Raw genomic sequence first — 26,000 nt, 5'->3', positions numbered from 1 at the left:
ACCGTGCGTCACCAACGGCGATGAACGCCAGCACGCCCGGAGCGGCAGATCCGTGCGTCAGCGCCAGGACACCGATCGATATGGCAAGATCCGGATATGAATGGCTTCGCTCGACCACTCGACGGCATGAATGCACTGGTTGTCGGAGGTGGGGGCGAAGGAATCGGGCGCGCGATCTCGCGTGCGTTCGCCGGGGCTGGCGCAGCTGTCGCCGTCGCCGACATCGATCCGGGCCGAGCGCGAGCTGCCGTCGAGGAGTTGACCGGATCGGGCGCCCGTGCTGTTCCCCTTGCTGGTGACGTACGGTCCCGGCCGGCGGTGGACGCATTTGTCGCCTCCACCGTCGCCGAGTTCGGCCGGCTCGACACACTCGTGACCGTCGTGGGCGGGCAGGTCGCGTTCGTGCCGGCGGTACGGCTGCACGAGATGAGCGACGACGACTGGGATCTGGCGTATGAGATGAACCTCGGCTATGTGGCGCGCGCGGCCCGCGCGGCGATCCGTGCCTTCCTGGCCCAGGGACAGGGCGGATCCATCGTGAGCATTGGTTCGGTCACCGGCGCCATGGCCGCGCCCATGCAGGCCGGCTACGGCGCGGCCAAAGCCGGCCTCGCGAGCCTCGCCAAGACCGTCGCTGCCGAGTACGCCGGCGACGGGATCCGCATGAACGTCGTGGCGTGCGGCGCCATCGCAACGGCGGTAGCAAATGCTGCGCAGCACGCCGACGAGGTGCCCGAGATTCCGATGCGCCGGCTCGGTGTCCCCAACGACGCCGCGGCGGCGGCTGTCTATCTGGCCTCGCCGCTTTCGTCCTACGTGACCGGGCAGAGCCTCGTCGTCGATGGGGGTGTCACGGTGCGAGGCCCGTTCTCCGCCTAACGCGGTCTCGCGCTTGGAACCGACAGCAGCCTGAACGCGGTCATGGCACCGAGCTTCCGGTATCCGGCATCCGTACATCGGCACGACCGGACATTCTCCGCTGGCGGTCGCCTACCCAGCGTGACGCCCGGTCGGCGACTGGATGAGGATGTCGAGTCGATGGGTGGCAGCGGGAAGATCAGCGATGTGCGCGACTGATCAGCGCCTGTTTGAGCGCGTTGAGTAGCCCGCGGCTGAAGGGGCGTGTTGTCTGAGGCACGTTTCGTACTCGCACCCGTTTTCCGCAGAGATGTTCGCACTGAAGATCGTCCGATCACCTTCCGGTGTTGGCATGGCATGGACACGCCGATGCTCCTAGCCGGAAGGTCCGCCAATGACTCCGCCGATCGTCCCCACGCCTGACAGCTAACCGAGGGCGAAGCGTCGTCGACAGTTCATCGGCCGGGCATCGTCCGCGGCAGGGATCAGCGGCTTTGCCGCGATGACGATGATGACGACGATGACGAACGAGCAGGGCGCCACGGCTCTGTTGGTGATCGCATCGGTCATCCTCACGCTCCACATTGTCATCACAGCCGTATTGACCGCTGTGGCGAGCCGGATCGCGTTACATGCCGTCAAGGACGGTCAAGATCCGATCCGGCTTATTCAGCTACTCATCTCCTTTCTACGAGCCATCAAGTGACGCATCCCCTGAAGTGGCCACATCGAGGTGCGACCTCCGTCATCGGCAAGGTCGCTGGGGGAACCAGCGTGTCCACGGACGCGCTCTTATCGGCCAGATCCGGATGCCGACGCCACCCGTGCGCCCCCGACCGCTGAGCCATTGACGACGTCAGCTCGAAAGCGTGCGATCCCGCCGCGCCCCGCCGTGCCCCGGTTCGGGCGCTACGGGCTCCGCAAGCGCGGCTGGCGCAGCGTGATCGGGCCGGCGGCGTGCCGGGCCGCAGCCAGGGGTGCGGGATTGGCCGTGCCCGGCGTCGGCGGGCACGGCTAGCGTCGGCGACATGGAACTGGACGAGGCGCGGAACCTGTGGCAGCCCCAGCCGGGCTGGCTGAACACGGCCACCTACGGGCTGCCGCCCGAGCCGGCCTGGGAGGCGTTGCAGACGGCGCTTGCCGACTGGCGGTTCGGGCGTGGGTCGTTCGAGGCGTGGGACGCGGCGACCGGGCGGTCCCGAAGCGCCTTCGCCCGGCTGATCGGGGTGCCGGTCGCCGACGTGACGGTCGGTGCCACCGCCTCCCAGCTACTCGCGCCGGTGGCGGCCGGGCTGCCGGACCACGCCACGGTGGTGGCGCCCGAGGTGGAGTTCACCTCGAACCTGTTCCCGTGGCTGGCCCAGGAACCGCGCGGGGTCCGGGTAAGGACCGTGCCGCTGGAGAAACTCGCGGACTCGATAGACGCCGACACGGATCTGGTGGCCTTCAGCCTGGTGCAGTCCTCCGACGGCACCGTCGCCGCGTACGACGAGGTCGTCGCGGCGGCCCGGGCCCACGGCGCCCTCGTCGCGGTGGACGCCACCCAGGCCTGCGGTTGGCTGCCCTTCGACGGCACCCGGGCGGACGTGGTGGTGGTCGGGGCGTACAAGTGGTTGATGGCGCCGCGCGGCGCGTCGTTCGCCTACCTGGCCCCGGCGCTGCGCGACCGGCTCCGCCCGGACGCCGCCAACTGGTACGCGGGCCGGGACCCGCACTCCTCCTACTACGGCCCGCCGCTGCGGCTGGCCGACGACGCCCGCCGGTTCGACATCTCCCCGGCCTGGTTCAGCTTCGTCGGCGCGGCGCCCGCGCTGGAACTGCTCGCCGACGTCGGGGTGCCGGCCGTCCACGACCACGACGTGGCGCTGGCCAACCGGTTCCTCACCGGGCTGGGCCGGCCGACGGGCAACAGCGCGATCGTCACCGTGGAGGTGCCCGACGCACAGCAGCGGCTGGAACGCGCCGGAGTGCGGGCGGCCGTCCGTGCCGGCCGGGTCCGGGCGTCGTTCCACCTCTACTCCACCGAGGCGGACGTCGATCTGGCGTTGAACGCGTTGACCTGAGACCTCCGCCCCGGCACGGCCACATGAATCCTCGCCAGGATATGGCTTCCATCGACATAGCTCGCTCTCCGGCGCGGCCGTAGGTTTCCTCCACGCGACGACCCTGTGACCGCCGTCACCGGCCGGTCCGTCGCGCGAGACCTGCGGAGGATGTGGCCATGGCCGGGCAACCGCTCCTGTCGGCTCGCGGGCTGACCCGCGACTTCCGGGGCTTCCGGGCGGTCGACGGCGTTGACCTGGATGTCGCGCCGGACAGTGTGCACGCGCTGGTCGGCCCCAACGGGGCCGGCAAGACGACGTTGTTCAACCTGCTCACCGGCTTCCTGCCGCCGAGCGCCGGGCGGATCGAGTTGGACGGCCGGGATGTCACCGGGCTGCCGCCGGAGCGGGTCGCCCGGCTGGGCGTGGCCCGCTCCTTCCAGATCACCAGCCTCTTTCCGCAGCTGAGCGCCCGGGAACACGTGGAGCTGGCGCTGGCCAGCCCGAGCGGGCTGGGCTGGCGGTTCTGGCGCTCGGCGAAGCTGATGCGCCGCTACACCGACCGGGCGGGCGAACTGCTCGACATGGTGGGGCTCGGCGAGTTGGCCGAGGCGCCCTCCGAGGCGCTCCCGTACGGCCGGAAGCGGGCCCTGGAGTTGGCCATCGCCCTCGCCCTGGACCCGAAGGTGCTGCTGCTCGACGAGCCCACCGCCGGCATGGGCCTGGAGGACGTGGACCGGACCGTCGAGCTGGTCGCCCGGGTCCGGCAGGGCCGGACCGTGGTGATGGTGGAGCACAACATGAGCGTGGTCGGCCGCCTCGCCGACACCGTCACCGTGCTCCAGGCCGGCCGGGTCCTCGTCGAGGGCCCGTACGAGCAGGTCCGCGCCGACGAGCGCGTGATCACCGCCTACCTGGGAGCGACCGATGCTGCGCATTGAGAACCTGTCCGCCTGGTACGGCGAGGCGCAGGTGCTGCGGGAGGTCAGCCTCGACGTGGCCGCCGGCGAGGTGGTGACCCTGGTCGGCCGCAACGGCGCCGGCAAGTCCACCCTGCTGCGCTGCGTGATGGGCCTGCACGCCGGGCAGCGCGGCACCGTCGAGTTGGACGGGCGAAACGTCGGCAAGCTGCCCGCGCACCGGCGGGCCCGCCTCGGGCTCGGCTGGGTACCCGACGACCGGGGCAGCTACGCCACCCTCAGCGTGACCGAGAACCTCACCCTCCCGCCGGCCGTCGGGCCGGACCCGTGGCCGCTGGCGCGGGTGTACGAGGCGTTCCCCGCCCTCTACGACCGGCGCGACTCGGCCGCCACCATGCTCTCCGGCGGCGAGCAGCAGATGCTCGCGCTGGCCCGGGTGCTGCGGATGGGCGCCCGGCTGCTGCTCTGCGACGAACCGACCGAGGGACTCTCGCCGCTGCTCGTGCAGCAGGTCGGTGAACTCCTGCGCGAGGCCAAGCGGCACGGCGTGACCGTGCTGCTGGTCGAGCAGAACCTGCACTTCGCCACCGGCGTCGCCGACCGGCACTACCTGCTGGCCGAGGGACGCGTCGCGGAGGCGATGGACAACTCCGAGGTGCGGTCACGGGAGCGCGAGCTGCTGTCGTACCTCGGCATCTGATTCTTCACGACCGACACCCGCGCGGCGCGCGCGGACGGAAGGACTGAGCATGCGTAGGACGGTGGGTGTGACCGCCGCGTCGGCGGCCATGGTGGTGCTGGTCGCCGGCTGCGGCGGCGGTGGTCCCCAGTCGGGTGGGGACGGGAAGCTGACCGGCGGGTCGATCGTGCTGGGTGTGCTCAACGACCAGTCCGGCGCCTACTCCGAGCTGTCGGGGCGCAACTCGGTCAAGGCGGTGGAGATGGCCATCGCCGACTTCAAGGCCAAGTACGGCGACAAGGCGATCGCCGAGGACATCACGGTGGAGACCGCCGACCACCAGAACAAGCCGGACGTGGCCAGCAGCAAGGCCCAGGAGATGTACGACCGCAAGAGCGTCGACATCATCCTGGACGTGCCGACCTCCTCGGCGGCGCTCAAGGTGGCCGACGTGGCGAAGGAGAAGAAGAAGCTCTACTTCAACATCGGCGCGGCCACCACCGACCTGACCGGCAAGAGCTGCAACAAGTACACCTTCCACTACGCGTACGACACGTACATGCTGGCCAACGGCACCGGGAAGACCACCACCGAGCAGGTCGGCAAGAACTGGTACATCCTGTACCCGAACTACGCCTTCGGGCAGGACATGGAGAAGAGCTTCTCCACCGCGATCACCGCCGCCGGCGGGAAGGTCGTCGGCTCCGACGGCGCGCCGTTCCCGAACACCAGCGGTGACTTCTCCACCTTCCTGCTCAAGGCGCCGACGCTGAACCCGAAGCCGGACGTGCTGGGCACCATGCAGGCCGGCGCGGAACTGGTCAACGTGGTCAAGCAGTACAACGAGTTCAAGCTGCGGGAGAAGGGCGTCGGGCTGGCGGTCGGCCTGATGTTCATCACCGACATCCATTCGCTCACCCCCGCCGCGCTGGCCGGCACCACGTACACCGACGCCTGGTACTGGAACTTCGACCAGCAGAACCGCGCGTTCGCCGATCGGTTCCAGTCCGAGACCGGCACCCGGCCGTCGTTCGCGCACGCGGCCAACTACTCCGCCGCCACCCAGTACCTGGAGGCCGTGCAGGCCGCCGGCACCGACGACGCCGACACGGTGGTGAAGGGGCTGGAGGGCAAGGAGGTCGACGACGTCTTCCTGCGCAATGGCAAGATCCGTGCCGAGGACCACCGGGTGATCCACGACGCCTACCTGGCCCAGGTCAAGCCGCAGTCCGAGGTCGCCGAGCCGTGGGACTACGTGAAGGTGCTCAAGACCATCCCGGCCGCGGAGGCGTTCCGGGCCCCGTCGCCGGACTGCAAGCTGTGACCGGATTCCTCCAGAACACGTTCAACGGGTTGGTGAGCGGGGCGTTCTACGCCCTGCTCGCCCTCGGGCTCGCGGTCATCTTCGGCATGCTGCGGGTGGTGAACTTCGCCCACGGCGCGTTCTACATGCTCGGCGCGTTCGGCGCGTACGTCCTGCTCACCGAGGCGGGCGTGCCGTTCTGGGCGGCGCTGGTGATCATGCCGGTGGGGCTGGCCCTGCTCGGCATGGCGCTGGAGCGGGCCTTCGTCCACCGGCTCACCCGGCTCGACCCGCTCTACAACTTCCTGCTCACCTTCGGCCTCACGCTGATCCTCCAGGACCTGGTGAAGCTCCGGTACGGCGTGCAGTCCAGCCCGTACGAGACCCCTTCCGCGCTCAACGGCTCGGTGGACTTCGGGCTCTTCGACTTCCCGACGTACCGGGTCTTCATCCTCGGGTTCGCGGTGGCCGTCTGCGTCGGCGTGTGGTGGGTGCTCACCCGTACCAGGGTCGGCATGGTGGTCCGCGCCTGCACCGAGCGGCCCGAGCTGACCCGGGCCTTCGGCATCGACGTCGGCCGTTGGGTCACCCCGGTGTTCGGCTTCGGCATCGGGCTGGCCGGGCTGGCCGGGGTGCTGGCCGCACCGATGCGGGCGGTGAACCCGCTGATGGGCGCCGACCTGATCATCGTGGTCTTCGCCGTCGTGGTGATCGGCGGGCTGGGCTCGATCTTCGGCTCGGTCGCCGCCGGCTTCGGCATCGGCCTGGTGCAGGCGTGGGGCGAGGCGTACCTCTCCGACTTCCCGATCATCTCCCAGACGATCGTCTTCATCGTGATGGCCGTCGTGCTGCTCTGGCGACCGGCCGGGCTGTTCGGCCGTGAGGAGGCACCGGCATGACCAGCACCGTGGACACGCCCGCCGAGGCGGCCCACCCGGCGCGCTCCGGCCTGGTGGCTGTCGCGCGGGCACCCGGCTGGGTCCGGTACGCGCTGCTCGCCGCCGGTCTCGTCGTCGCGCTCTGGCTGCCCAACGGCCTGTACCCGGCGGTGGCGGTGGACATCCTCTGCTGGGCGCTGTTCGCCGTCGCGGTGGACCTGCTGCTCGGCTTCACCGGGCTGATGTCCTTCGGGCACGCGGCGTTCTGGGGCGCGTCGGCGTACGTCACCGGGTTGGTGGCCATCCACGTCGGCCTGCCGTTCCCGCTGGCCGTGCTGGCCGGCGCGCTGGCGGCGGCGGTGCTCGCGGTGCCGATCGGCTACCTCGCGGTGAAGCGGACCGGCATCTACTTCGCGATGGTCACGCTGGCCTTCGCGCAGATGGTCTACTACATCGCCAACGAGTGGCGTTCGGTCACCCAGGGCGAGAACGGTCTCCAGGGCGTGCCCCGGTCGTTCTTCGGCCTGGACCTGACCGACGACTACTACTTCTACTACGCGATCCTGCCGATCGTGCTGCTCGGCCTCGCCGGGGCGTGGCGGGTGGTGCACTCCCCGTTCGGGCGGGTGCTGGTCGGCATCCGGGACAACCCGGCCCGGGCGCGGGCGCTCGGCTATCCGGTGCACCGCTACAAGCTGACCGTCTTCGTGCTCTCCGGATTCATCGCCGGACTCGGCGGCGGCCTGTTCGCCGTCGGCCACCGCTTCGTCTCGCTGGAGGTCCTGCACTGGACCACGTCGGGCAAGGCGGTCATCGTGGTGGTCCTCGGCGGCATCGGCACGCTCTGGGGCGGGGTGCTCGGCGCCGGCCTCGTGATCCGCCTGGAGGACTGGCTGTCGTTCTCCGGCTTCGAGGCGATCGGCCTGGTCACCGGTGGCATCTTCGTCCTCGTCGTGCTGCTCTTCCGGCGCGGCATCTGGGGCACCGCCTCCGCCCTCGCGCTGCGCTGGTGGGCGTCCCGCCGAAGGTAATCCCCACCGGGGCGCATCCGTAGCCCGTCCCCCCAGCGAACCCCCGGGTAGTGACCGTCTACCCGGGGGTACGTCTGGTGTTGACAGAAGGGGTTCCGGCCGAGGTCGTCGAGATCGTGCGCAAGCGCCTCTCGCTCGCCGCGGAGGACCTGGACGGCAACCGGATCGCCGCGCTGGTCACCGAGTTCGCCGACCAGTGGGGCGTGCCGGCACTGTGGGAACGCGTGTGCGCCCCGATGCTCGCCGCCCTGCCCGGCCACACCGCCACCGAGATCGCCGTCGAACGGGCGTTCTCCGAGGGCGTACGCGTCGGCCTCGACGTGCACCTGCGCCAACCGGTCCGGCCGCTGCCCACCGACGGCGTCCTGCTCGCCGGCGCCGAGCAGGAGACGCACTGCCTCGGGCTGCACGCCCTCGCCGCCGCGCTGCGCGAACGCGCCCGGGGCAGCCTGCTGCTCGGCCCCGCCCTGCCGTGGCCCGCGCTGGCCAGCGCCGCCCGCCGGGCCCGTCCGCACACCGTCGTGGTCTGGGCGCAGACGCCGGTCACCGGTCGCGCGTACCGCCTGGTGCGGTTCGCCCGGGACTTTCCGTCGGTCCGGGTGTACGGCGCCGGGCCCGGCTGGATCGAGCCCCTCGCCGCCCCGGCCGCCCGCCTGGCCACCCTCCCGGTGGCCGTCACCACCTGCCTGTCCCCACCCCGCCCCTGACCGCGCCCTCGTCGGTCGTTCCGCTGCCCACCGCCCACCCGCCCGCTGCCCGCTCCTCACGGCCCGCCCCCACGCCGCGCACCGCCCTCAAAGATCGGCGCAACTTCGGGGAAAGTGCTGTGTCGGGAGCGTCGGAGGCAGCAACATCCCCGAAGTTGCGCGGGTTGTAGGCCCGTCCGGGGCGAGCGGGGTGTGGCGGCGGTCACATCCGATACGGACCTGTTCCGTATCGTTATTGGACCGCCTAGGCTCGCACTGATTACGAGTCTGAGACGTTTCGGAATGCGAGCCTCGGGGGGCGACCATGCAACCGCACGAGAACACCGGGCACCCGAGGAGGTGGGCGATCCTGGGCGTGCTGGTGATCAGCCTCCTCGTGGTCGTCCTGGACAACACGATCCTCAACGTCGCCCTGCGGACGCTCGCCGACCCGGTGCACGGGCTCGGCGCCACCCAGGGCGAACTGGAGTGGTCGATCAACTCCTACACGCTGGTCTTCGCCGGGCTGCTGTTCACCTTCGGCGTTCTCGGTGACCGGGCCGGGCGCAAGCGCTTCCTGCTGATCGGTCTGGCACTGTTCGGGCTGGCGTCGCTGCTGTCGGCGTACGCGCAGAGCCCGGCGCAGCTCATCGCGGCCCGCGCGCTGATGGGTGTGGGAGGTGCGGCGATCATGCCGGTCACCCTCTCGATCATCTCCAACGTGTTCGACCCCCGGGAACGGGGCCGGGCCATCGGCGTGTGGGCCGGTGCGGTCGGCCTCGCCGTGGCGATCGGCCCGGTGCTGGGCGGGGCGCTGCTGGAGACCTTCTGGTGGGGTTCGGTCTTCCTGATCAACGTGCCGGTGGTGCTGGCCGGTCTGGTGCTGGTGACCCTGCTGGTGCCCGAGTCGCGGGACCCGCAGCCGGGCCGCGTCGACGTGCCGGGGGTGGTGCTGTCCGTGGTCGGCCTGGTCGCCCTGTCGTACGGCATCATCGACGGCGGTGAGCACGGCTTCGGCCGGCCGGTGGTGTGGGCGGCGATCGTCGGCGGCGTGGCGGTGCTGGCCTGGTTCGTCGTGCACGAGCGGCGCAGCGACCACCCGTCGCTGGACGTACGGCTGTTCCGGGTGCCCCGCTTCGCCGCGCCGGTGGCGATGATCGGGCTGGTCTTCTTCGCCGCCATGGGCGTGATGTTCTTCAGCTCGTTCTATCTGCAACTGGTCCGTGGTTACAGCCCGCTGGAGACCGGCCTGCTGTTCCTGCCGTTCGCGGTGGCGCAGCTCGCGTTCGCGCCGCGCAGCGCCGCGATGGTGCAGCGGTACGGCGGCAAGGCCGTCTCGGCGGTCGGCCTGGCGCTGACCACGGCGGCACTGGCCGTGTTCGCCGTGGTCGACGAGCGCACCGCGATCTGGGTGGTCCTGGTGGCCTTCTTCGTGCAGGGCGTCGGGATGGCGAACATCATGCCGCCGGCCATGGAGTCGATCATGTCGGCGGTGCCCCGGGAGAAGGCCGGGGTCGGCTCGGCGGTCAGCAACACCGTCCGGCAGGTGGCCGGCGCGCTCGGCGTGGCGGTGCTCGGTTCGGTGCTCGCCGCGAGCTACCGGGCCGACGTCGGTCCGGCCCTGCGCGACCTGCCCGCCGGGGCGCGGGAGGCGGCGGGGGAGTCGGTGTCCGGGGCGTACGCCGCCGCCGGGCAGCTCGGCCCGGCGGGCCCGCAGCTGATCGCGGTGGCCAACGACGCGTTCGTCTCGGCGATGCACACGGCGGCGGTCGTCGCGGCGGTGGTCGCCGGGCTGGGCATCCTGGTGGTGCTGCGCTGGATGCCCGGACGGACGCCGACCCCGGCGGCGGTCGCGCCGGCCGCCGAGCCGGAGTTGGCCGGGACCGCCTAGGTTCGGCGACAATGTCCGACATGACTTCCACCGCCGACGCTCCGCGGTCGCCCGGCCGACCGCGGAGCGTCCGCGCCGACGAGGCGATCGTCGACGCCACCCTGGACCTGCTCGCCGAGGGCAGCACGGTGGAGACGATCACCATCGAGGCCATCGCCGCCCGGGCGGGGGTGGGCAAGGCCACCATCTACCGCCGCTGGCCGAACAAGGTCGCGTTGCTGCGCGACGCGCTGCGTACGCTCAAGGGCACCCCGCCGGAGCCGGCCGGCCGCTCGGTCCGCGACGACCTGGTGCTGCTGGTCGGCGCGATCGGCCACCACGTCGACCCCCGGGCGGCGCGGATCATGCCCTGCCTGGTGCCGGAGGTCAACCGGAGTCCCGACCAGTACGAGCTCTACCAGGGCATCATCGAGCCGCGCCGGCAGATGATGCGCGAGGTGCTCCAGCGCGGCGTGCGCGCCGGCGAGCTGCGCGCCGACCTCGACGTCGAGCTGACCATGGCGATGCTGACCGGGCCGATGCTGGTGCAGCGGATGCTGCGCTGGCACCCGGACCTCGACGAGGCGACCATGCCGGAGCGGGTCGTCGACACGATCCTGGCCGGGCTGCGCCCCCGCGACTGAGCGGCCCGGCCGCCCCCGCGGCTGACCGGCCCGGCGCTCGGGCCGGCGGACTCAGCCCTCGGGGGTGCGCAGGCGGTGCAGGCGCAGCGCGAGCTGCACCTCCAGGGCCCGCTCCGGCTTCTGCCAGTCCGCGCCGAGCAGCTGCCCGACCCGCTCCAGTCGCTGGGTGACCGTGTTGACGTGCACGTGCAACTGCTCCGCGGCGCGGGCCAGGCTGCCACCCACCCCGAAGTACGCCTCCAGCGTCCGGACCAGCGCGGTGCCCCGCCGGGCGTCGTAGTCCACCACCGGGCCGACCGTCGCGGTGAGGAACCGGGCCACGTCGGCGTCCCCGCCCTCGCCCACCGCGCCCAGCAGCAGGCCGACGAAACCCAACTCGGCGGTGCTCGCCCCCTGACCGGAGCGGCCCAGCGCGCCCAGCGCGGTCAGGCACCGGTCCGCCTCGACGAACGTCGCCGCCAGCGCCGCCGGACCGGACGACGGGCCGCTCGCGCCGGCGGTGACCGGTCGACCGGTGATCCGGGACAGGTCCCGGGCCACCGCGCGGGCGCTGCCACCGGCGTCCCGGCCGGGCAGCATCAGCACCACCCGGCCGTCGCGGGCCGCGGCCAGGCCACCCCGGCCGGAGGCGTACGTGGTGGCCCACGACAGCACCCGGAGCCGGGCGGAACCGGTCGCGGCGATGGCGTCGTCGCCGACCGCCACCAGCACGTGCGGCGCGTCCAGGTCCACCCCGAGGCGGCGGGCCCGGCTGCGCAGCGCGTCGGTGTCCCGCAGCGGCCGGGCGATCAGGTCGTCCAGCAGCTCGCCGCGGACCCGCCCCTCGGCCTCGGCGACGGTACGCCGGAACAGCAGCAGCAGCGCCGTCACGAACGACGCCCGCTCCAGGATCCGCTGGTCCGCGTCGACCAGCTCGTCGTCGGGTCGCAGCACCAGCGCACCCAGGTTCTCCGCGCCGGCGACCACCGCGGCGTACCAGAGGTGGCCCCGGCGCACGCTGCGCCCCTCGGTACGCGACGCGGCCACCGCCTCCACGATGTCCACCCGCTCCGGCTCGTCGATCTCGCCGACCCGGGCCAGCAGCCGGCCCTCGGCGTCCAGCGCCAGCAGCGCCCCGCCGAGCACCTCGGTCACCGCGGCGGCCACGTCCTCCACCCCGCCGCCGCGCAGCACCAGCGCGGTCATCCGGTCGTGCGCCGCCGCCGCCCGCTCCACCGACGTGCTGTGCGCCCGGATGGTGGTGTTGGCGGCGGACAGCTCCTCCAGCGCCGCGCGGGTCTCGGCCAGCAGCCGGGCGGTGTCGATGGCCACCGCGGCGTGCGCGGCGAGGGAGACCAGCAGGGCCACCTCCTCGCGGACGAACGGCCGGGCCGAGCGGTTCGCCGCGTACAGCACCCCGATCGACGTGGAGCCCAGCCGCAGCGGCACCCCGAGGATCGCCACCAGACCCTCCTCGCCGACTCCGGCGTCGATCTCCCCGGTGTGGTGGAACCGGTCGTCCTCGGGGTAGTTCGCGGTCACGTACGGGGCACCGGACTGCGCCACCAGACCGCCGAGACCGGCGCCCATCGGCAGCCGCAGCCGCTGGAACCGGGCCGACACCGATCCGTCGGTGACCCGCATGTAGGTGTCGCCGCGGTCGGCGTCGTTGAGCGTCATGTAGGCCACGTCGGCGGAGAGCAGGGTGCGTGCCCGGTGCACGATCGCCCGCAGCACGTCGTCCACGTCGCGCAGCCCGGCCAGGTCGCTGACCGTGTCGTACAGGCCGGACAGCTCCGTCTCCCGGCGGCGGCGGCGCCCGAGCAGCGCGCGCACCCGCAGCGCCACCGTCTTCGCCTGCTCCAGTTCGGCCAGCCGGTCGGCGGACACGCCGGCCGCCCGGGCGGCCACCAGGGGACCCTCGAACTCCACCGCGGCCGCCTCGCGGGCGAGCAGTTCCAGGAACTCCACCGGCGACGACATGACCGACATTGTGCGGGATGCCACTAGTTGGCCGTCCAGCCCCCGTCGAGGGCGATCGAGGCGCCGGTGATGAACGCCGCCGGTGGTGAGCAGAGGTAGGCCAGCAGCTCCGCCACCTCCTCCGGCTCGATCAGGCGCTTGATCGCGGCCCGGGCCAGCATGATCTTCTCGACCACCTCGGTCTCCGGAATGCCGTGGGTGCTCGCCTGGTCGGCGATCTGGCTCTCCACCAGCGCGGTCCGCACGTACGCGGGGTTGATGCAGTTGGCGGTGACCCCGTGCGCGGCGCCCTCCAGGGCCACCACCTTGGACAGCCCCTCCAGGGCGTGCTTGGCCGACACGTAGGCCGCCTTGTAGGGCGAGGCGCGCAGCCCGTGCACCGAGGAGATGTTGACGATCCGGCCCCAGCCCTGCGCGTACATGTGCGGCAGCGCCCGGCGGATGATCAGGAACGGCGCCTCGACCATCACCCGGTGGATGTGGGCGAACCGCTCCGGGGCGAAGTCCTGCACCGGCGCCACGTGTTGCAGGCCGGCGTTGTTGACCACGATGTCCACGGCGGCGTCGATCCGGTCCACCGCCGCCGGATCGGCCAGGTCGACGCCCTCGGCTCGACCGTCGGCCTCGGCCGCCACCGCCTTCGCGGCCTCGGTGTTGCGGTCCACCACGATGACCTTCGCCCCGGCGGCGGCCAACCGCAGGGCACACGCCCGACCGATGCCACTGCCGCCCCCGGTCACCAGGGCGGTACGACCTGCGAGGTCGACGTGTACGACGTGGGGTACCGCCACGGGTTCTGCCGTCATGGCGCAAGAAGTTACGAGCTGTGTGGCCGGGCGCACATGGGGTGGCGACACATACTCCACCGGCGAGCTGTGTGGCCGCCACCCCCGTCGGCCCTCGGACCGGCGCTCCGGCGTGTCCCGGGCGACGGGCGCTCGGCGGCATCGGTAGGGTGTCGAACACACGTACTGCCGACGGGTGGGGAGGAGGCGGCGTGCGCGTGCTGGGCGTCGACCCGGGGCTGACCCGGTGCGGGGTCGGCGTGGTCGAGGGCGTGCCGGGTCGACCGTGCACGCTGGTCGCCTACTACGTCGTCTACACCGATCCCGCCGACGAGTTGCCGGTGCGCCTGCTGCACCTGGACCGGACCCTCACCGACCTGGTCGCCGAGCACCGGCCGGACAGCGTGGCCGTGGAGCGGGTGTTCAGTCAGCACAACGTGCGCACCGTGATGGGCACCGCCCAGGCGAGCGGGATCGCGGTGCTCGCCGGGGCCCGCGCCGGGCTGCCCGTGCAGACCTACACGCCGAGCGAGGTGAAGGCGGCGGTGACCGGTTCCGGTCAGGCGGACAAGAAGCAGATGACCAGCATGGTGACCCGGCTGCTCCGGTTGGCCGAGCCGCCCCGGCCGGCCGACGCCGCCGACGCCCTGGCCCTGGCCATCTGCCACGTGTGGCGCGGCGGCACGCGGAACAGGATGGCCGCCGCGGCGGACCGGGCGCGACGAGGAGGAGTCAGATGATCGCCAGCGTGCGCGGCGTGGTGACCGCGACCGGTCCCGACCACGCGGTGGTCGAGGTCGGCGGGGTGGGCCTGGCGGTGCAGTGCGCCCCGGGCACGCTGGCCGACCTACGGGTCGGCCAGCCGGCCCGGCTCGCCACCAGCCTGGTGGTCCGGGAGGACTCGCTCACCCTCTACGGCTTCGCCGACGACGACGCCAAGCAGCTCTTCGAGCTGTTGCAGACGGCCAGCGGGGTGGGTCCGCGGCTGGCCCAGGCGGTGCTGGCCGTGCACACCCCGGACGCGGTCCGCAAGGCCGTGTCCAACGCCGACATCGCGGCGCTGACCCGGGTTCCGGGGATCGGCAAGAAGGGCGCCGAACGCCTCGTCCTGGAGCTGCGGGACCGGATCGGCCCGGTGCCGGTGGGCGCCGACGGGGTGGCCGGGGTGACCACCGGCGCCTGGCCGGACCAGGTCCGTCAGGCCCTCGTCGGGCTGGGCTGGACGGCCGGGCAGGCCGACCAGGCGGTGGCCGCCGTGGCGGAGTCCGTCGACGGCGAGGTGCCGCCGGTGCCGGTGCTGCTCAAGCAGGCCATCCGACTGCTCGGCCGGACCCGATGAGCGTGGGCGGACCGGACGGCGGTCTGGTCTCGGCGTACGTCGCGGACGCCGAGCGGGACGCGGAGGCCAGCGTCCGGCCGAAGCGGCTGTCCGAGTTCATCGCCCAGGACCGGGTCCGCGACCAGCTCGACCTGTTGTTGCAGGGCGCGATGCGGCGTGGCTCCCCGCCGGACCACATCCTGCTGTCCGGACCGCCGGGTCTGGGCAAGACCAGTCTGGCCAACATCGTCGCGGCCGAGCTGGGCGCGGGGATCCGGGTGACCAGCGGTCCGGCGATCGAGCGGTCCGGTGACCTGGCCGCGATCCTGACCGGTCTCGCCGAGGGCGACGTGCTGTTCATCGACGAGATCCACCGGATCGCCAAGCCGGCGGAGGAGCTGCTCTACAGCGCGATGGAGGACTTCCGGGTCGACGTGGTCGTCGGCAAGGGGCCGGGGGCCACCGCCATCCCGCTGGACGTGGAGCCGTTCACGCTGGTCGGCGCCACCACCCGCTCCGGCCTGCTGACCGGGCCGATGCGGGACCGGTTCGGTTTCGTCGCGCACCTGGACTTTTACGTCCCGGCCGAGCTGGAGGTGCTGCTGCACCGGTCGGCCCGCATCCTCGGGGTGCCGATCACCGACGACGGGGCGCGGGAGATCGCCGGTCGCTCCCGGGGCACGCCCCGGATCGCCAACCGGCTGCTGCGCCGGGTGCGGGACTTCGCCGAGGTCCGGGCCGAGGGCGTGGTCACCCTGGAGACCGCCCGGGCGGCCCTGACGGTGTACGACGTGGACGCGCTCGGCCTGGACCGGCTGGACCGCGCGGTGCTGACCGCCCTGGTGGACTCGTTCCGGGGCGGTCCGGTGGGCCTGTCCACCCTCGCGGTGGCGGTGGGGGAGCAGCCGGACACGGTGGAGGAGGTCTGCGAGCCGTTCCTGGTGCGGGCCGGCCTGCTGGCCCGCACGCCCCGGGGGCGGGTGGCCACCGAGGCGGCCTGGCACCATCTGGGCCGTACGCCCCCGAATGGTACATTTGGCGCGGATGCCCCGCAGGTGCCCGATCTGTTCTCCACCGCGCCCGATCAGCCGTAATTCGAACGTGATCTGCACCGCATGCGGCGTTCACAGGTGTAGCGACTAGACTCGCGCCGGTCTGTACAGGATGTGAGAATCCGCCTCCGCTCCGGTGCCCCTCGTGCCGGCGGAGGCCAATGGGAAGGTCAACATCGTGCATTACGCACAAAATGCTGGCGGGGCCGGCGGTTTCACGCCCATCCTCATGATCGCGCTGCTCTTCGGCGTCATGTATTTCATGATGATCCGCCCCCAGCAGAAGCGGCGTCGGGAGGCCGAGGCGATGCAGTCCGCCCTCGGCGCTGGCGACGAGGTCGTCACCATCGGCGGGCTCTACGGCACGGTGACCGAGGTCGACGACGACACGGTCATGCTCGAGGTGGCCCCCGGCGTGCAGACCCGCTACGCCCGTCCCGCCATCGCCCGCGTCGTCACCCGGGCCGAGCGGGTCGAGGACCCGGTCACCGAGGACGCGGACACCGTCAAGGAGTGACCCGCCGATCGTGACCGGTCCCCCGGGATCCGGCCGGATCGACCGCCGGGGCAGCGGACGCGCCCGCAAAACTGGATAGTAGTGCCGACGCCGGGCGTCGGCACGCCGGCACGACCGTCGACGCCCCGTGCGCCGGCGCTGCTGGCGGTGCCCGCCCGCGCCGTCGGGTCTGGTAAACCGTCGGCCGGGGGACCGTCCGACCTCGCCGCTGTGGTAGCGGCGCGACCGTACAGGGAGACAGGACAGCCGTGGCACCACCTCAGGGACAGATGCGCCCCGGACGGCAGTTGGCCGTACTCGGGGCCGTCTTCGTCGTCCTATACCTTTTGGTGTTCTTCGCGGGCGGCGCCAGCGGTGGCTGGAAGGACCGGCTGGAGCCGCGCCTCGGCCTCGACCTGGTCGGCGGCACGCGGCTCACGCTGGAGGCGACCAACACCGTCGACGGCCGGGCCCCGAACTCCGAGAACCTTGAGGAGGCCCGCCGGATCATCGAGAGCCGGGTCAACGCCTTCGGCGTGGCCGAGGCCGAGGTGGTCACCGAGGGCGACCGGAACATCGTCGTCTCCCTGCCCGGCGAGAACCGCGACATCAGCGAGGTCGGCGAGGCCGCCGAGCTGCGGTTCCGCAAGGTCCTCAAGATCGCTGACGGCAGCGGTGCCGCGGCGAACCCGCCGCCGGCCTCCCCGGCGCCCTCCGGCAGTGCCTCCCCGGCGCCGTCCGGTGGCGCGACGCCGTCGGCCGGCGCGACCCCGTCGCCGAGGGTCAGCAGCAGCGTCGCCGCGACCGCGTCGCCGGCCGGCGGTCAGGGCGGCGCGGCGCCCGCGTCGCCCAGCCCCAGTGCCTCGCCGTCGGCGTCTTCGTCCGCCGCGGCGCCCACGCCGAGCGCCAGCGCCCCGCCGGTGACGGCGGGCATCGAGGAGCAGCGCAAGGCGGTCGAGGCCAAGGTCGGCCCGGCCGCCTGGGCCGCCGCCACCGCCCTGCAGGCCCCGGCCGACCTGACCGCCGACCCGTCGCTGGCCGAGAAGCTGAAGCCGTTCGCCGGGCTCACCGGCCGTGAGGTCGCGGTGCTGCCGGCGCAGATGCAGTTCAACGTCCCGCAGATCACCTGCGCCCAGCTCGACGACCGGCCGCCGGCGTCGATCTCCGCGGAGGACCAGCAGGTCGTCGCCTGCCAGGGCGGCGCCGGGAAATACCTGCTCGACCAGGCGAAGGTGCTCGGCACCGACGTGGACGACGCCAACGCGGTGCTCGACCAGACCAACCAGTGGGTGGTCAGCCTCGACTTCTCCGGCTCCGGCCAGGAGAAGTGGACCGGCCTGACCCGCGAGGCGTTCAACAACGAGGGTCAGGCGTGTGACGCCGCGGCGCTCGGCGACACCGGCAAGTGCCTGGTCGCCGTCGTGCTGGACAACGAGATCGTCTCCGCGCCGGAGATCCAGGGCGTGCTGACCGGCAACTCGCAGATCACCGGCAACTTCACCAACGCCGAGGCCAGCAAGCTCGCCGGCCAGCTCCGGTTCGGCGCGCTGCCGCTGACCTTCGAACCGGCCGAGTCGCAGAACGTCACCGCCAGCCTGGGCGCCAGCCACCTGCGGGCCGGTCTGATCGCCGCCGGCATCGGCATGCTGCTGGTCATCATCTACTCCTTCTTCTACTACCGGCTGCTGGGCTCGGTGATCTTCTTCAGCCTGATCCTGTCGGCGCTGCTGGTGTTCGGCGCGCTGGTCTTCCTCGGCCGGCAGATCGGCTTCACCCTGACCCTCGCCGGGATCGCCGGCATGATCGTGTCGCTCGGTGTGGCGGCGGACTCGTTCGTCATCTACTTCGAACGGCTCAAGGACGAGATCCAGGAGGGGCGCAGCCCGCGCAGCGCGGTCTCCCGCGCCTGGATCCGGGCCCGTCGGACGATCATCTCGGCCAACGCCATCACCATCATGTCGGCGGTGGTGCTCTACATCGTCTCGGTCGGCACGGTGAAGGGCTTCGCCTTCGCGCTCGGCCTGGCGACCGTGCTCGACCTGGTCGTGGTGTTCCTGTTCCGGCACCCGATCATGACCATGTTCGCCCGCACCCGGGCGTTCCTGTCCCCCCGGGTCAGCGGCCTGGGCCGGGTCCTGCCGCCTCGTGGCGTCGAACCGGCGAAGCCCCGCAACCCGCGCGTCAAGGAGGCCTGAGATGGCTGGAAGTGGTCTGGCTAGCCGCCTCTACCGGGGCGAGGCCGGTCTGGACGTCGTCGGCCGGCGGAAGCTGTGGTTCACCGTGGCCGGGGTGCTGGTCCTGCTGGCCCTGGCGAGCTTCCTGATCCGAGGGTTCAACCCCGGCATCGAGTTCGCCGGCGGCAACGTGCTGCGGGTGCCGGCCAGCGTCGGCACCCTGGAGGAGGTTGAGTCCCGAACCGACACGATCCTCGCCGAGCAGGGCGACGAGGCCAGGGTGGTCACCGCCCAGCAGGTCGGCGGCGGCGGCACCGGTGAAGAGTTCTACGAGCTGAAGACCACCCAGCTCGGCCCGGAGCAGGACACGGCCGCGCGCACCGCGCTGGCCCAGTCGTTCGGGATCAACGTCGACCAGATCTCCGGTGACCGGGTCAGCAAGGCATGGGGCGACCAGGTGACGTCCCGGGCGCTGCTCGGCCTGGTCATCTTCCTGGCCGTCGTGTCGATCTACCTGGTGCTGCGGTTCGAGTGGCAGATGGCCGTCGCGGCCATCGCGTCGCTGCTGATGAACCTGGTCCTCACCGCCGGCATCTACTCGGCGGTCGGGCTGGAGGTCACCCCGTCGACCGTGATCGGATTCCTCACCATCCTGGGCTTCGCGCTCTACGACGTGGTGGTGGTCTTCGACAAGGTGCAGGAGAACACCCGGGGGATCACCGCCAACAACAACCAGACGTACGGCGAGGCCGCGAACCTGGCGCTGAACCAGAGCCTGATGCGGTCGTTCAACACCTCGGTCGTCGCGCTGCTCCCGGTCGGCTCGATCCTGTTCATCGGCGCCTTCCTGCTCGGCGCGGGCACCCTCAAGGACCTCGGTCTGGTGCTCTTCGTCGGCATGGCGGTGGCCTTCCTGACCTCGATCCTGCTGGCCACCCCGCTGCTGGTGATGATGAAGAACCGCGACCCGCGGATCCAGGCGCACCGCAAGCGGATCGCGGCGCGGCGCAGCGCCATCGCCCGGGGCGAGACGCCCGGCCGGCCGGCCGCGCGGGCGGCCACCGGGGAGACCGAGGCCGAGCCGGTGGACGCGGAGCCCGCCGCGCTCGCCGGAGCCGCGCCCAAGGTGGGTGCCCGACCCGCCGCCAAGCGGTCCTCCGGGGCCCGGGGCGGGCGGCCGGCCGGTGGCAGCGGCAACCGTCCGGGCGGCGCCAAGCGGCGCTGACCACCCGGGCGACCCGGTAGGAACCGAGCGAACGGCGTCCTTCATGCTGTGCGAGCAGCATGAAGGACGCCGTCGTCGTGGAAGGGATGCGGAACTGCCGTGACGGAGACCCACAGCACCGGAGTACGCGGGGACAGCGGCCCCGAGGTCGCGCGACTGGTGGCCAGCCGGGTGCTGGACGTGCCCGACTTCCCCAAGCCCGGCGTGCTGTTCAAGGACCTGATGCCGCTGTTCGCCGACGGGCCGGTGTTCCGCGAGGTGATCGACGGGATCATCGGGTACCACGGGCGTGACTCGTTCGACACGGTGGTCGGCATCGAGGCCCGTGGGTTCGTCCTCGCCGCCGCCATCGCGTACGCGACGGGGTTGGGCGTGGTGCCGGTGCGCAAGGCCGGGAAGCTGCCCCGGGCGGCGTACTCGGCCTCCTACGCCCTGGAGTACGGCGAGGCGACCCTGGAGGTGCACCAGGACGCGTTCACCGCCGGGCACCGGGTGCTGGTGGTGGACGACGTGCTGGCCACCGGCGGCACCGCCGAGGCGACGCTGGATCTGGTCGAGCGGGCGGGCGGCACCGTGGCCGGATTCACCGTGCTGATGGAGTTGGGCTTCCTCGGCGGCCGGGCGCGGCTGGCGCCGCGTCCGGTGCATGCCCTGCTGACCGTTTGACCCCGGGACCGTCGGGCGGAGGCGGTGCGGGCCGTCCGGCGGAGCGGCGGGGCACCGTGCGTACGGGTAGCATTGCCCTTTGCTGACCGGGTGGGTGACCTCCCGGCGGCGCGGAAGGACCCGGTCCGGGGGCCGGCGCGGAACACGCCGGCCCGGCGGCCGGTTGTACAGCAGCGTCGGCCGCACGGCCGGCGCCACCCGGCGATCGGTGAGGAGGCCGGTGTCCCACGATGTCGTCCCTCCGGTGGAGGGCAAGGGCACGGTGTACCCGACAGGCGACGCGGACGGCTCGGCGACCGATCGGAACGTGGACGCGGCCGGCCGGGCGACGGTGGCCGGCAACGGCTCCGGCGAGCCCGGTGGTGTGGCGCCCAGCGTCACCCGCACGGTCGGCGGCGTTCCGGACGGTGCCGACGAGGTGTCCGGCGACCTCTCCATCGACCCGTCGCCGAGCGGTGGGTTCGCGCTGTCCAACGCGCCCACCGGCCGTCGGGTCCGGGCGCGGCTGGCGCGGTTCAACGCCCCCTGGCAGACGTCGCAGGTCAGTGAGGTCCTCGAACCCCTGATCTCGACCCACCGGGACGCCCACCCCAAGGCCGACGCGCGGCTGCTCCAGCGGGCCTTCGACACGGCGGCCCGCTGGCACTCCGGGCAGTACCGCAAGTCCGGCGACCCCTACATCACCCACCCGCTCGCGGTGGCCACCATCCTGGGCAACCTGGGCATGGACACCACCACGCTGGTCGCCGCGCTGCTGCACGACACCATCGAGGACACCGAATACTCGCTGGACCAGATGCGCGCCGACTTCGGTGGCGAGGTCGCCCTGCTGGTCGACGGCGTGACGAAGCTGGACAAGGTCAAGCTGGGTGACGCGGCGAAGGCCGAGACGATCCGCAAGATGGTCGTGGCGATGGCCAAGGACCCCCGGGTCCTGGTGATCAAGCTGGCCGACCGGCTGCACAACATGCGCACCCTCACCTTCCTGCCCCGCCCGAAGCAGGAGCAGAAGGCGAAGGAGACGCTGGAGATCCTGGCCCCGCTGGCCCACCGGCTGGGCATGAACACGATCAAGTGGGAGTTGGAGGACCTCGCCTTCGGCACGCTGTTCCCGAAGCGCTACGAGGAGATCAACCGGCTGATCGGGGAGCACCAGCCGCAGCGCGAGGCGCTGCTGCGCCAGGTGACCCAGAAGGTGCAGACGGACCTCAAGGCCGCCAAGATCAAGGCGGAGACGACCGGCCGGCCGAAGCACCTCTACTCGATCTACCAGAAGATGATCGTGCGGGGCCGCGACTTCAACGACATCTACGACCTGGTGGGTGTGCGGATCCTGGTCGACACGGTGCGCGACTGCTACGCGGCGCTGGGCGTGATCCATGCCAACTGGCAGCCGGTGCCGGGCCGGTTCAAGGACTACATCGCGATGCCCAAGTTCAACATGTACCAGTCGTTGCACACGACGGTCATCGGGCCCACCGGCAAGCCGGTGGAGATGCAGATCCGCACCTACGCGATGCACCGGACCGCCGAGTTCGGCATCGCCGCGCACTGGAAGTACAAGGAGCACAAGGGCACCCAGATCGTCGGCCCGCCCGCGCACATCGACGAGATGACCTGGCTGCGGCAGCTGCTGGACTGGCAGCGGGAGGCGGCCGACCCGAGCGAGTTCCTCGACGCGCTGCGCTTCGACCTGTCCAGCCAGGAGGTGTACGTCTTCACCCCCAAGGGTGACGTCATCCCGCTGCCGACCGGGTCGACGCCGGTGGACTTCGCGTACGCGGTGCACACCGAGGTCGGGCACAAGTGCATCGGGGCGCGGGTCAACGGCAAGCTGGTGCCGCTGGAGTCCACGCTGTCCAACGGCGACGTGATCGAGATCTTCACCTCGAAGTCCGAGACGGCCGGCCCGACGCAGGACTGGCTGGGTTTCGTCAAGAGCCCGCGGGCGCGGACGAAGATCCGGCAGTACTTCAACAAGGAGCGCCGCGAGGAGGCGATCGAGGAGGGCAAGGACGCGATCGTCAAGGCGATGCGCAAGCAGGGCATGCCGTTGCAGCGGATGCTGACCTCGGACAACCTGATGGCCATCGCCCGCGACCTGCACCTGGCCGACGTGGCGTCGCTCTACGCGGCGGTCGGCGACAGTCAGGTCTCCGCGCAGTCGGTGGTGCAGAAGCTGATGGCCACCTACGGCGGCGAGGAGGGCGCGGCGGAGGACATCGCCGAGACCGCCGTGGCCACCCGGCCGCCGCGCAGCCGGCAGAGCAGCGCCGATCCGGGCGTGGTGGTCCGGGGCGTCAGTGACGTCTGGATCAAGCTGGCCCGGTGCTGCACCCCGGTCCCACCGGACTCGGTGTTCGGGTTCGTCACCCGCTCCGGCGGGGTGAGCGTGCACCGCGACGACTGCGCCAACGCCGAGGACCTGCGCGCCCAGGACGAGCGGGTGGTGGAGGTGAGCTGGAAACTGACCTCGGCCTCCACGTTCCTGGTCGCCATCCAGGTCGAGGCCCTGGACCGGCACAAGCTGCTGGCCGACGTCACCCGGGTGCTCTCCGAGGAGCGGGTCAACATCCTGTCCGCCACCGTCACCACCACCCGGGACCGGGTGGCGGTGAGCCGGTTCAGCTTCGAGATGGCCGACCCGAAACACCTGGGGCACCTGCTGGCCACCGTCCGCAAGGTCGACGGCGTCTTCGACGCCTACCGGGTCACCTCCGGCGCCTGACCGACCGACCCCGGGCCGCGCACCGGCGGCCCGGGCGAGCCCGGTCGACCGCCGCGATCACGGTGGCGGCGACGGGCTGGTGGCCCTTGCCCCCACCTAGTACGTTGTGCACGGTGTGCCGGGAAGCCTGGTCGGCGGTCCTTGACCGACGCCGCCCCGGAGGCCACCGTGCAGCCACCCGCGATCCGCACCGAACACCTCAGCAAGCGCTACGGGCGACTGCTCGCCCTCGACGACCTGGACCTCACCGTCACCGCTGGTGAGGTCTTCGGTTTCCTCGGGCCCAACGGGGCCGGCAAGTCCACCACCATCCGGTTGCTGCTCGGGATGGCCCGCCCGACGGCGGGCCGGGCGCGGATCTTCGACACCGACGCCGGCGATGTGGCGCGGGCCCACCGGCTGCTGGCGTACGTGCCCGCGGACGTGGCGCTCTGGCCGCACCTGACCGGCGCGGAGACCCTCGACCTGCTCGCCGCCACCGGCCCCGGCGTCGACCGCGCCTACCGCGACGAACTCGTCCGGCGGTTCGACCTCGACCTGTCCAAGCCGGGCCGGGCGTACTCCACCGGCAACCGGCAGAAGGTGGCGCTGGTCGCGGCCTTCGCCACCCGGGCCCCGCTGCTCGTGCTCGACGAGCCCACCAGTGGGCTGGACCCGCTGATGGAACGCGAGTTCCGTCGCGCGGTCGCCGAGGCCCGCGACGACGGACGCACCGTCTTCCTCTCCTCCCACCAACTCGCCGAGGTGGAGGCCGTGTGTGACCGGGTGGCAATCCTGCGCGCCGGCCGGCTGGTCGACGTCGCCACGGTGCCCGACCTGCGCCGGCTGCACCGCGCCGAGGTGCTGGTGCGCCACACCGGAGACGGGCCCGACCTCGGCGGCGTCGCCGGGGTCGAGGACGTCGCGCGCGAGGGTGAATCCATGCTGCGGTTCACCTTCACCGGGCCGCCCGGGCCGGCCCTGCGGGCCCTGGCGGCGGCCGAGGTCACCGCTCTGACCGTGCGGGAGCCCACGCTGGAGGAGATCTTCCTCGACTACTACGGTCAGGCCGACCGGTGACCCCCGGGTACGCGACTCCGGTGGTGAACCACGCCCGCGAGGCCGGGCACGCGGTGGGCCGGCTCGCCCTGCGTCAGGTCCGTCGCGGCGCGTTGATCGTGCTCGCCGTGGCGAGCGGCATGTCCGCCCTGGTCGCGGTCACCTACCAGCGCACCGTCTCGGACGCCCTGGACGCCGCCGCGCTGGCCGCCCTGGCCGAGAACCCGGCGGTCCGGACCCTGTTCGGTGAGCCGGTCGCCCTGGACACCCCGGGCGGCTTCGCCGTCTGGCGGACCGGCACCGTGCTCGCCGTCCTGGTGTCGGTGTGGGGTCTGCTCGCGGCCACCCGGATCACCCGTGGCGAGGAGGAGGGGGGCCGGTGGGACCTCGTGCTCGCCGGCCCGCTCGGACTCCCGGCCGTGGTCCGCCGGCACCTCGCCGTCCTGCTGGCCGCCATGGCGGTCGTCGCGACCGGGGTGACCGGGGCGCTCCTCGCCGCCGGCACGCCGCCGGTCGGTGCGGTCCTGCACGGCGCCGGCATCGCTCTGGCCGGCATGTTCGCCGTGGCGGTGGCGACCCTCGCCGCCCAGGTGTTCCCCACCCGGTCCGGCGCCAGTGGCGCCGCCACGGCGGTGCTCGGCCTCGCCCTGCTGGCCCGGATGGTCGGTGACGGGGTGCCCGCCCTGGGATGGTTGCGGTGGTTGTCGCCGTACGGTCTGCTCGCCCTGAGCCGGCCCTACCACGACGACTGGCCGGCGCCGCTGGCGGTGCTGGCCGTGGCGGTGGTCGCGGTGGCCGCCGCCGCGTCGGCTCTCGCCGGCCGGCGGGACGCGCACGGCGGGCTGCTGGTGGCGTCCGCCGGGCGACGGCCACGACGATGGCTGCTCGGCTCGGTCGAGGCCTTCGCGGTACGACGGCTGCTGCGTCCCCTCGCCGGCTGGTCGGCCGGCGTCGCCGCGTACTTCTTGCTGATCGGCGTGCTCGCCACCGAGATGACCGCCTTCCTGGCCGACAATCCGCGCTTCGCCACGCTCGCCGCCGATGCCGGCTTCGCGGGTCTCGGCAGCGTCCGGGGTTACGCGGCGGCGTTGTTCGCGTTGCTCGCGGTGCCGGTCGGCGCCTTCGCCGCGCTGCGCGTGGCGGCGTTCGCGGCGGCCGAGAACGACCGCCGATTGACCGCGCTGCACGCCCAGCCGGTCACCCGGGTCCGGTTGGTCGGCGCCGAGGTCGCCGCCACCCTCGCCGGCGTGGCGGTGCTCCTCGCCGTCGCCGGTGTCGCCACCTGGTGCGGTGCCGCCATCGTCGACGCGGACCTCCCGCTGACCGCGGCCCTGGCCGGCACCGGGAACGTCGCGCCGATCGTGGTGCTCTGCCTGGGCGCGGGGATCCTCGCCCTGGGATGGACCCCCCGTGCGGTGCTGGCGGTCGGTGTGCTGCCCGGCGCGGGCGGTTTCCTGCTCCAGGTGGTCGCGGACAGCACCGGCGCGCCGCCCTGGGTGGGTGGACTCTCGCCCTTCCGGCATCTCGCCGCGGTACCGGACGTCGACCCGAACATCCCCGCCTGCGTGGTCATGACCGTCCTGGCGGTGCTCGTCGGGGTGGCCGGCGTGGCCCGCTACCGGCGGCGCGACCTCGCCGGCTGACC

The 26,000-nt window shown here is 72.3% G+C and carries 22 protein-coding genes and 1 pseudogene; 21 read left to right on the top strand and 2 right to left on the bottom strand.

All coding sequences use genetic code 11. The annotated features are described in order from the left end of the window. Positions 1 to 126: 126 nt before the first annotated feature. The 11 genes from D7223_RS27300 (at position 127) to D7223_RS27250 (ending at position 10,911) form a co-directional block, all read left to right on the top strand. On the top strand, positions 127 to 879 hold the full coding sequence (locus D7223_RS27300; RefSeq protein ID WP_120731526.1) for an SDR family NAD(P)-dependent oxidoreductase: 753 nt from the start codon (positions 127 to 129) through the stop codon (positions 877 to 879). Between the two features lie 499 nt (positions 880 to 1,378). Further along, positions 1,379 to 1,564, top strand: coding sequence for a hypothetical protein (locus tag D7223_RS27295; protein WP_147252545.1), 186 nt, complete (start codon positions 1,379 to 1,381; stop codon positions 1,562 to 1,564). A gap of 322 nt (positions 1,565 to 1,886) precedes the next feature. Beyond that, positions 1,887 to 2,921 (top strand): aminotransferase class V-fold PLP-dependent enzyme, encoded by a 1,035-nt coding sequence (locus D7223_RS27290; protein ID WP_120731522.1) that lies wholly within the window; start codon positions 1,887 to 1,889, stop codon positions 2,919 to 2,921. A gap of 158 nt (positions 2,922 to 3,079) precedes the next feature. After that, positions 3,080 to 3,841: an ABC transporter ATP-binding protein gene (locus D7223_RS27285; RefSeq protein WP_120731520.1), complete on the top strand. Its 762-nt coding sequence runs from the start codon at positions 3,080 to 3,082 to the stop codon at positions 3,839 to 3,841. Next, the gene (locus tag D7223_RS27280; protein ID WP_120731519.1) at positions 3,828 to 4,520 is read left to right on the top strand and encodes an ABC transporter ATP-binding protein; all 693 of its coding nucleotides are present in this window, start codon (positions 3,828 to 3,830) and stop codon (positions 4,518 to 4,520) included. The genes D7223_RS27285 and D7223_RS27280 overlap by 14 nt, the downstream gene beginning before the upstream one ends. Before the next feature lie 49 nt (positions 4,521 to 4,569). Beyond that, positions 4,570 to 5,823, top strand: coding sequence for an ABC transporter substrate-binding protein (locus D7223_RS27275; RefSeq protein WP_186832235.1), 1,254 nt, complete (start codon positions 4,570 to 4,572; stop codon positions 5,821 to 5,823). Then, a complete protein-coding gene (locus D7223_RS27270) occupies positions 5,820 to 6,701 on the top strand; it encodes a branched-chain amino acid ABC transporter permease (protein ID WP_120731515.1) in 882 nt (293 codons plus the stop codon). The genes D7223_RS27275 and D7223_RS27270 overlap by 4 nt, the downstream gene beginning before the upstream one ends. Continuing rightward, positions 6,698 to 7,711, top strand: coding sequence for a branched-chain amino acid ABC transporter permease (locus D7223_RS27265; RefSeq protein ID WP_120731512.1), 1,014 nt, complete (start codon positions 6,698 to 6,700; stop codon positions 7,709 to 7,711). The genes D7223_RS27270 and D7223_RS27265 overlap by 4 nt, the downstream gene beginning before the upstream one ends. 50 nt (positions 7,712 to 7,761) lie before the next feature. Beyond that, positions 7,762 to 8,418, top strand: a complete 657-nt coding sequence (locus D7223_RS27260) for a transcriptional regulator (protein WP_120731510.1) — start codon at positions 7,762 to 7,764, stop codon at positions 8,416 to 8,418. Between the two features lie 304 nt (positions 8,419 to 8,722). Continuing rightward, entirely contained in the window at positions 8,723 to 10,288 is a 1,566-nt protein-coding gene (locus tag D7223_RS27255) for an MFS transporter (RefSeq protein WP_120731508.1), read from the top strand. 11 nt (positions 10,289 to 10,299) lie between these two features. Further along, the gene (locus D7223_RS27250) at positions 10,300 to 10,911 is read left to right on the top strand and encodes a TetR/AcrR family transcriptional regulator (protein WP_120731506.1); all 612 of its coding nucleotides are present in this window, start codon (positions 10,300 to 10,302) and stop codon (positions 10,909 to 10,911) included. A 51-nt stretch (positions 10,912 to 10,962) separates the two neighbouring features. Here D7223_RS27250 and D7223_RS27245 read toward each other — a convergent pair whose 3' ends face one another. Continuing rightward, complete coding sequence (locus D7223_RS27245; protein WP_120731504.1) at positions 10,963 to 12,882, bottom strand: helix-turn-helix domain-containing protein; 1,920 nt, start codon at positions 12,880 to 12,882, stop codon at positions 10,963 to 10,965. 14 nt (positions 12,883 to 12,896) lie between these two features. Further along, positions 12,897 to 13,679: a 3-hydroxybutyrate dehydrogenase gene (locus tag D7223_RS27240; RefSeq protein ID WP_120731502.1), complete on the bottom strand. Its 783-nt coding sequence runs from the start codon at positions 13,677 to 13,679 to the stop codon at positions 12,897 to 12,899. 191 nt (positions 13,680 to 13,870) lie between these two features. On the opposite strand from D7223_RS27240, the gene ruvC reads away from it, so the two are divergent. The 10 genes and pseudogenes from ruvC (at position 13,871) to D7223_RS27185 (ending at position 25,998) form a co-directional block, all read left to right on the top strand. Further along, entirely contained in the window at positions 13,871 to 14,398 is a 528-nt protein-coding gene (ruvC, locus tag D7223_RS27235) for a crossover junction endodeoxyribonuclease RuvC (protein ID WP_120731491.1), read from the top strand. Further along, positions 14,395 to 14,997: a Holliday junction branch migration protein RuvA gene (gene ruvA / locus D7223_RS27230; protein ID WP_120731489.1), complete on the top strand. Its 603-nt coding sequence runs from the start codon at positions 14,395 to 14,397 to the stop codon at positions 14,995 to 14,997. Before ruvC ends, ruvA begins: the two co-directional genes overlap by 4 nt. Continuing rightward, complete coding sequence (gene ruvB / locus D7223_RS27225; protein WP_120731487.1) at positions 14,994 to 16,070, top strand: Holliday junction branch migration DNA helicase RuvB; 1,077 nt, start codon at positions 14,994 to 14,996, stop codon at positions 16,068 to 16,070. Before ruvA ends, ruvB begins: the two co-directional genes overlap by 4 nt. 136 nt (positions 16,071 to 16,206) lie before the next feature. Beyond that, positions 16,207 to 16,545, top strand: a complete 339-nt coding sequence (gene yajC / locus D7223_RS27215; RefSeq protein ID WP_120731583.1) for a preprotein translocase subunit YajC — start codon at positions 16,207 to 16,209, stop codon at positions 16,543 to 16,545. 248 nt (positions 16,546 to 16,793) lie between these two features. Further along, positions 16,794 to 18,719, top strand: a complete 1,926-nt coding sequence (gene secD / locus D7223_RS27210; RefSeq protein ID WP_120731483.1) for a protein translocase subunit SecD — start codon at positions 16,794 to 16,796, stop codon at positions 18,717 to 18,719. A gap of 1 nt (position 18,720) precedes the next feature. Next, on the top strand, positions 18,721 to 19,923 hold the full coding sequence (gene secF, locus D7223_RS27205; protein ID WP_120731481.1) for a protein translocase subunit SecF: 1,203 nt from the start codon (positions 18,721 to 18,723) through the stop codon (positions 19,921 to 19,923). A 99-nt stretch (positions 19,924 to 20,022) separates the two neighbouring features. Beyond that, positions 20,023 to 20,589, top strand: coding sequence for an adenine phosphoribosyltransferase (locus D7223_RS27200; protein ID WP_120731479.1), 567 nt, complete (start codon positions 20,023 to 20,025; stop codon positions 20,587 to 20,589). Between the two features lie 448 nt (positions 20,590 to 21,037). Then, a pseudogene (locus D7223_RS27195) lies at positions 21,038 to 23,317 on the top strand (RelA/SpoT family protein); the annotation flags it as partial. A gap of 141 nt (positions 23,318 to 23,458) precedes the next feature. Further along, a complete protein-coding gene (locus D7223_RS27190; protein ID WP_238162249.1) occupies positions 23,459 to 24,376 on the top strand; it encodes an ABC transporter ATP-binding protein in 918 nt (305 codons plus the stop codon). Then, positions 24,373 to 25,998, top strand: coding sequence for an ABC transporter permease (locus D7223_RS27185; RefSeq protein ID WP_120731475.1), 1,626 nt, complete (start codon positions 24,373 to 24,375; stop codon positions 25,996 to 25,998). Before D7223_RS27190 ends, D7223_RS27185 begins: the two co-directional genes overlap by 4 nt. Positions 25,999 to 26,000: the final 2 nt, after the last annotated feature.

Origin of the sequence: Micromonospora endolithica, assembly GCF_003626595.1 — a bacterium.
GTDB classification, from domain to species: domain Bacteria; phylum Actinomycetota; class Actinomycetes; order Mycobacteriales; family Micromonosporaceae; genus Micromonospora; species Micromonospora endolithica.
The sequence above is the reverse complement of the archived record's forward strand: the minus strand, read 5'-3'. Positions and strand labels throughout refer to the sequence as shown.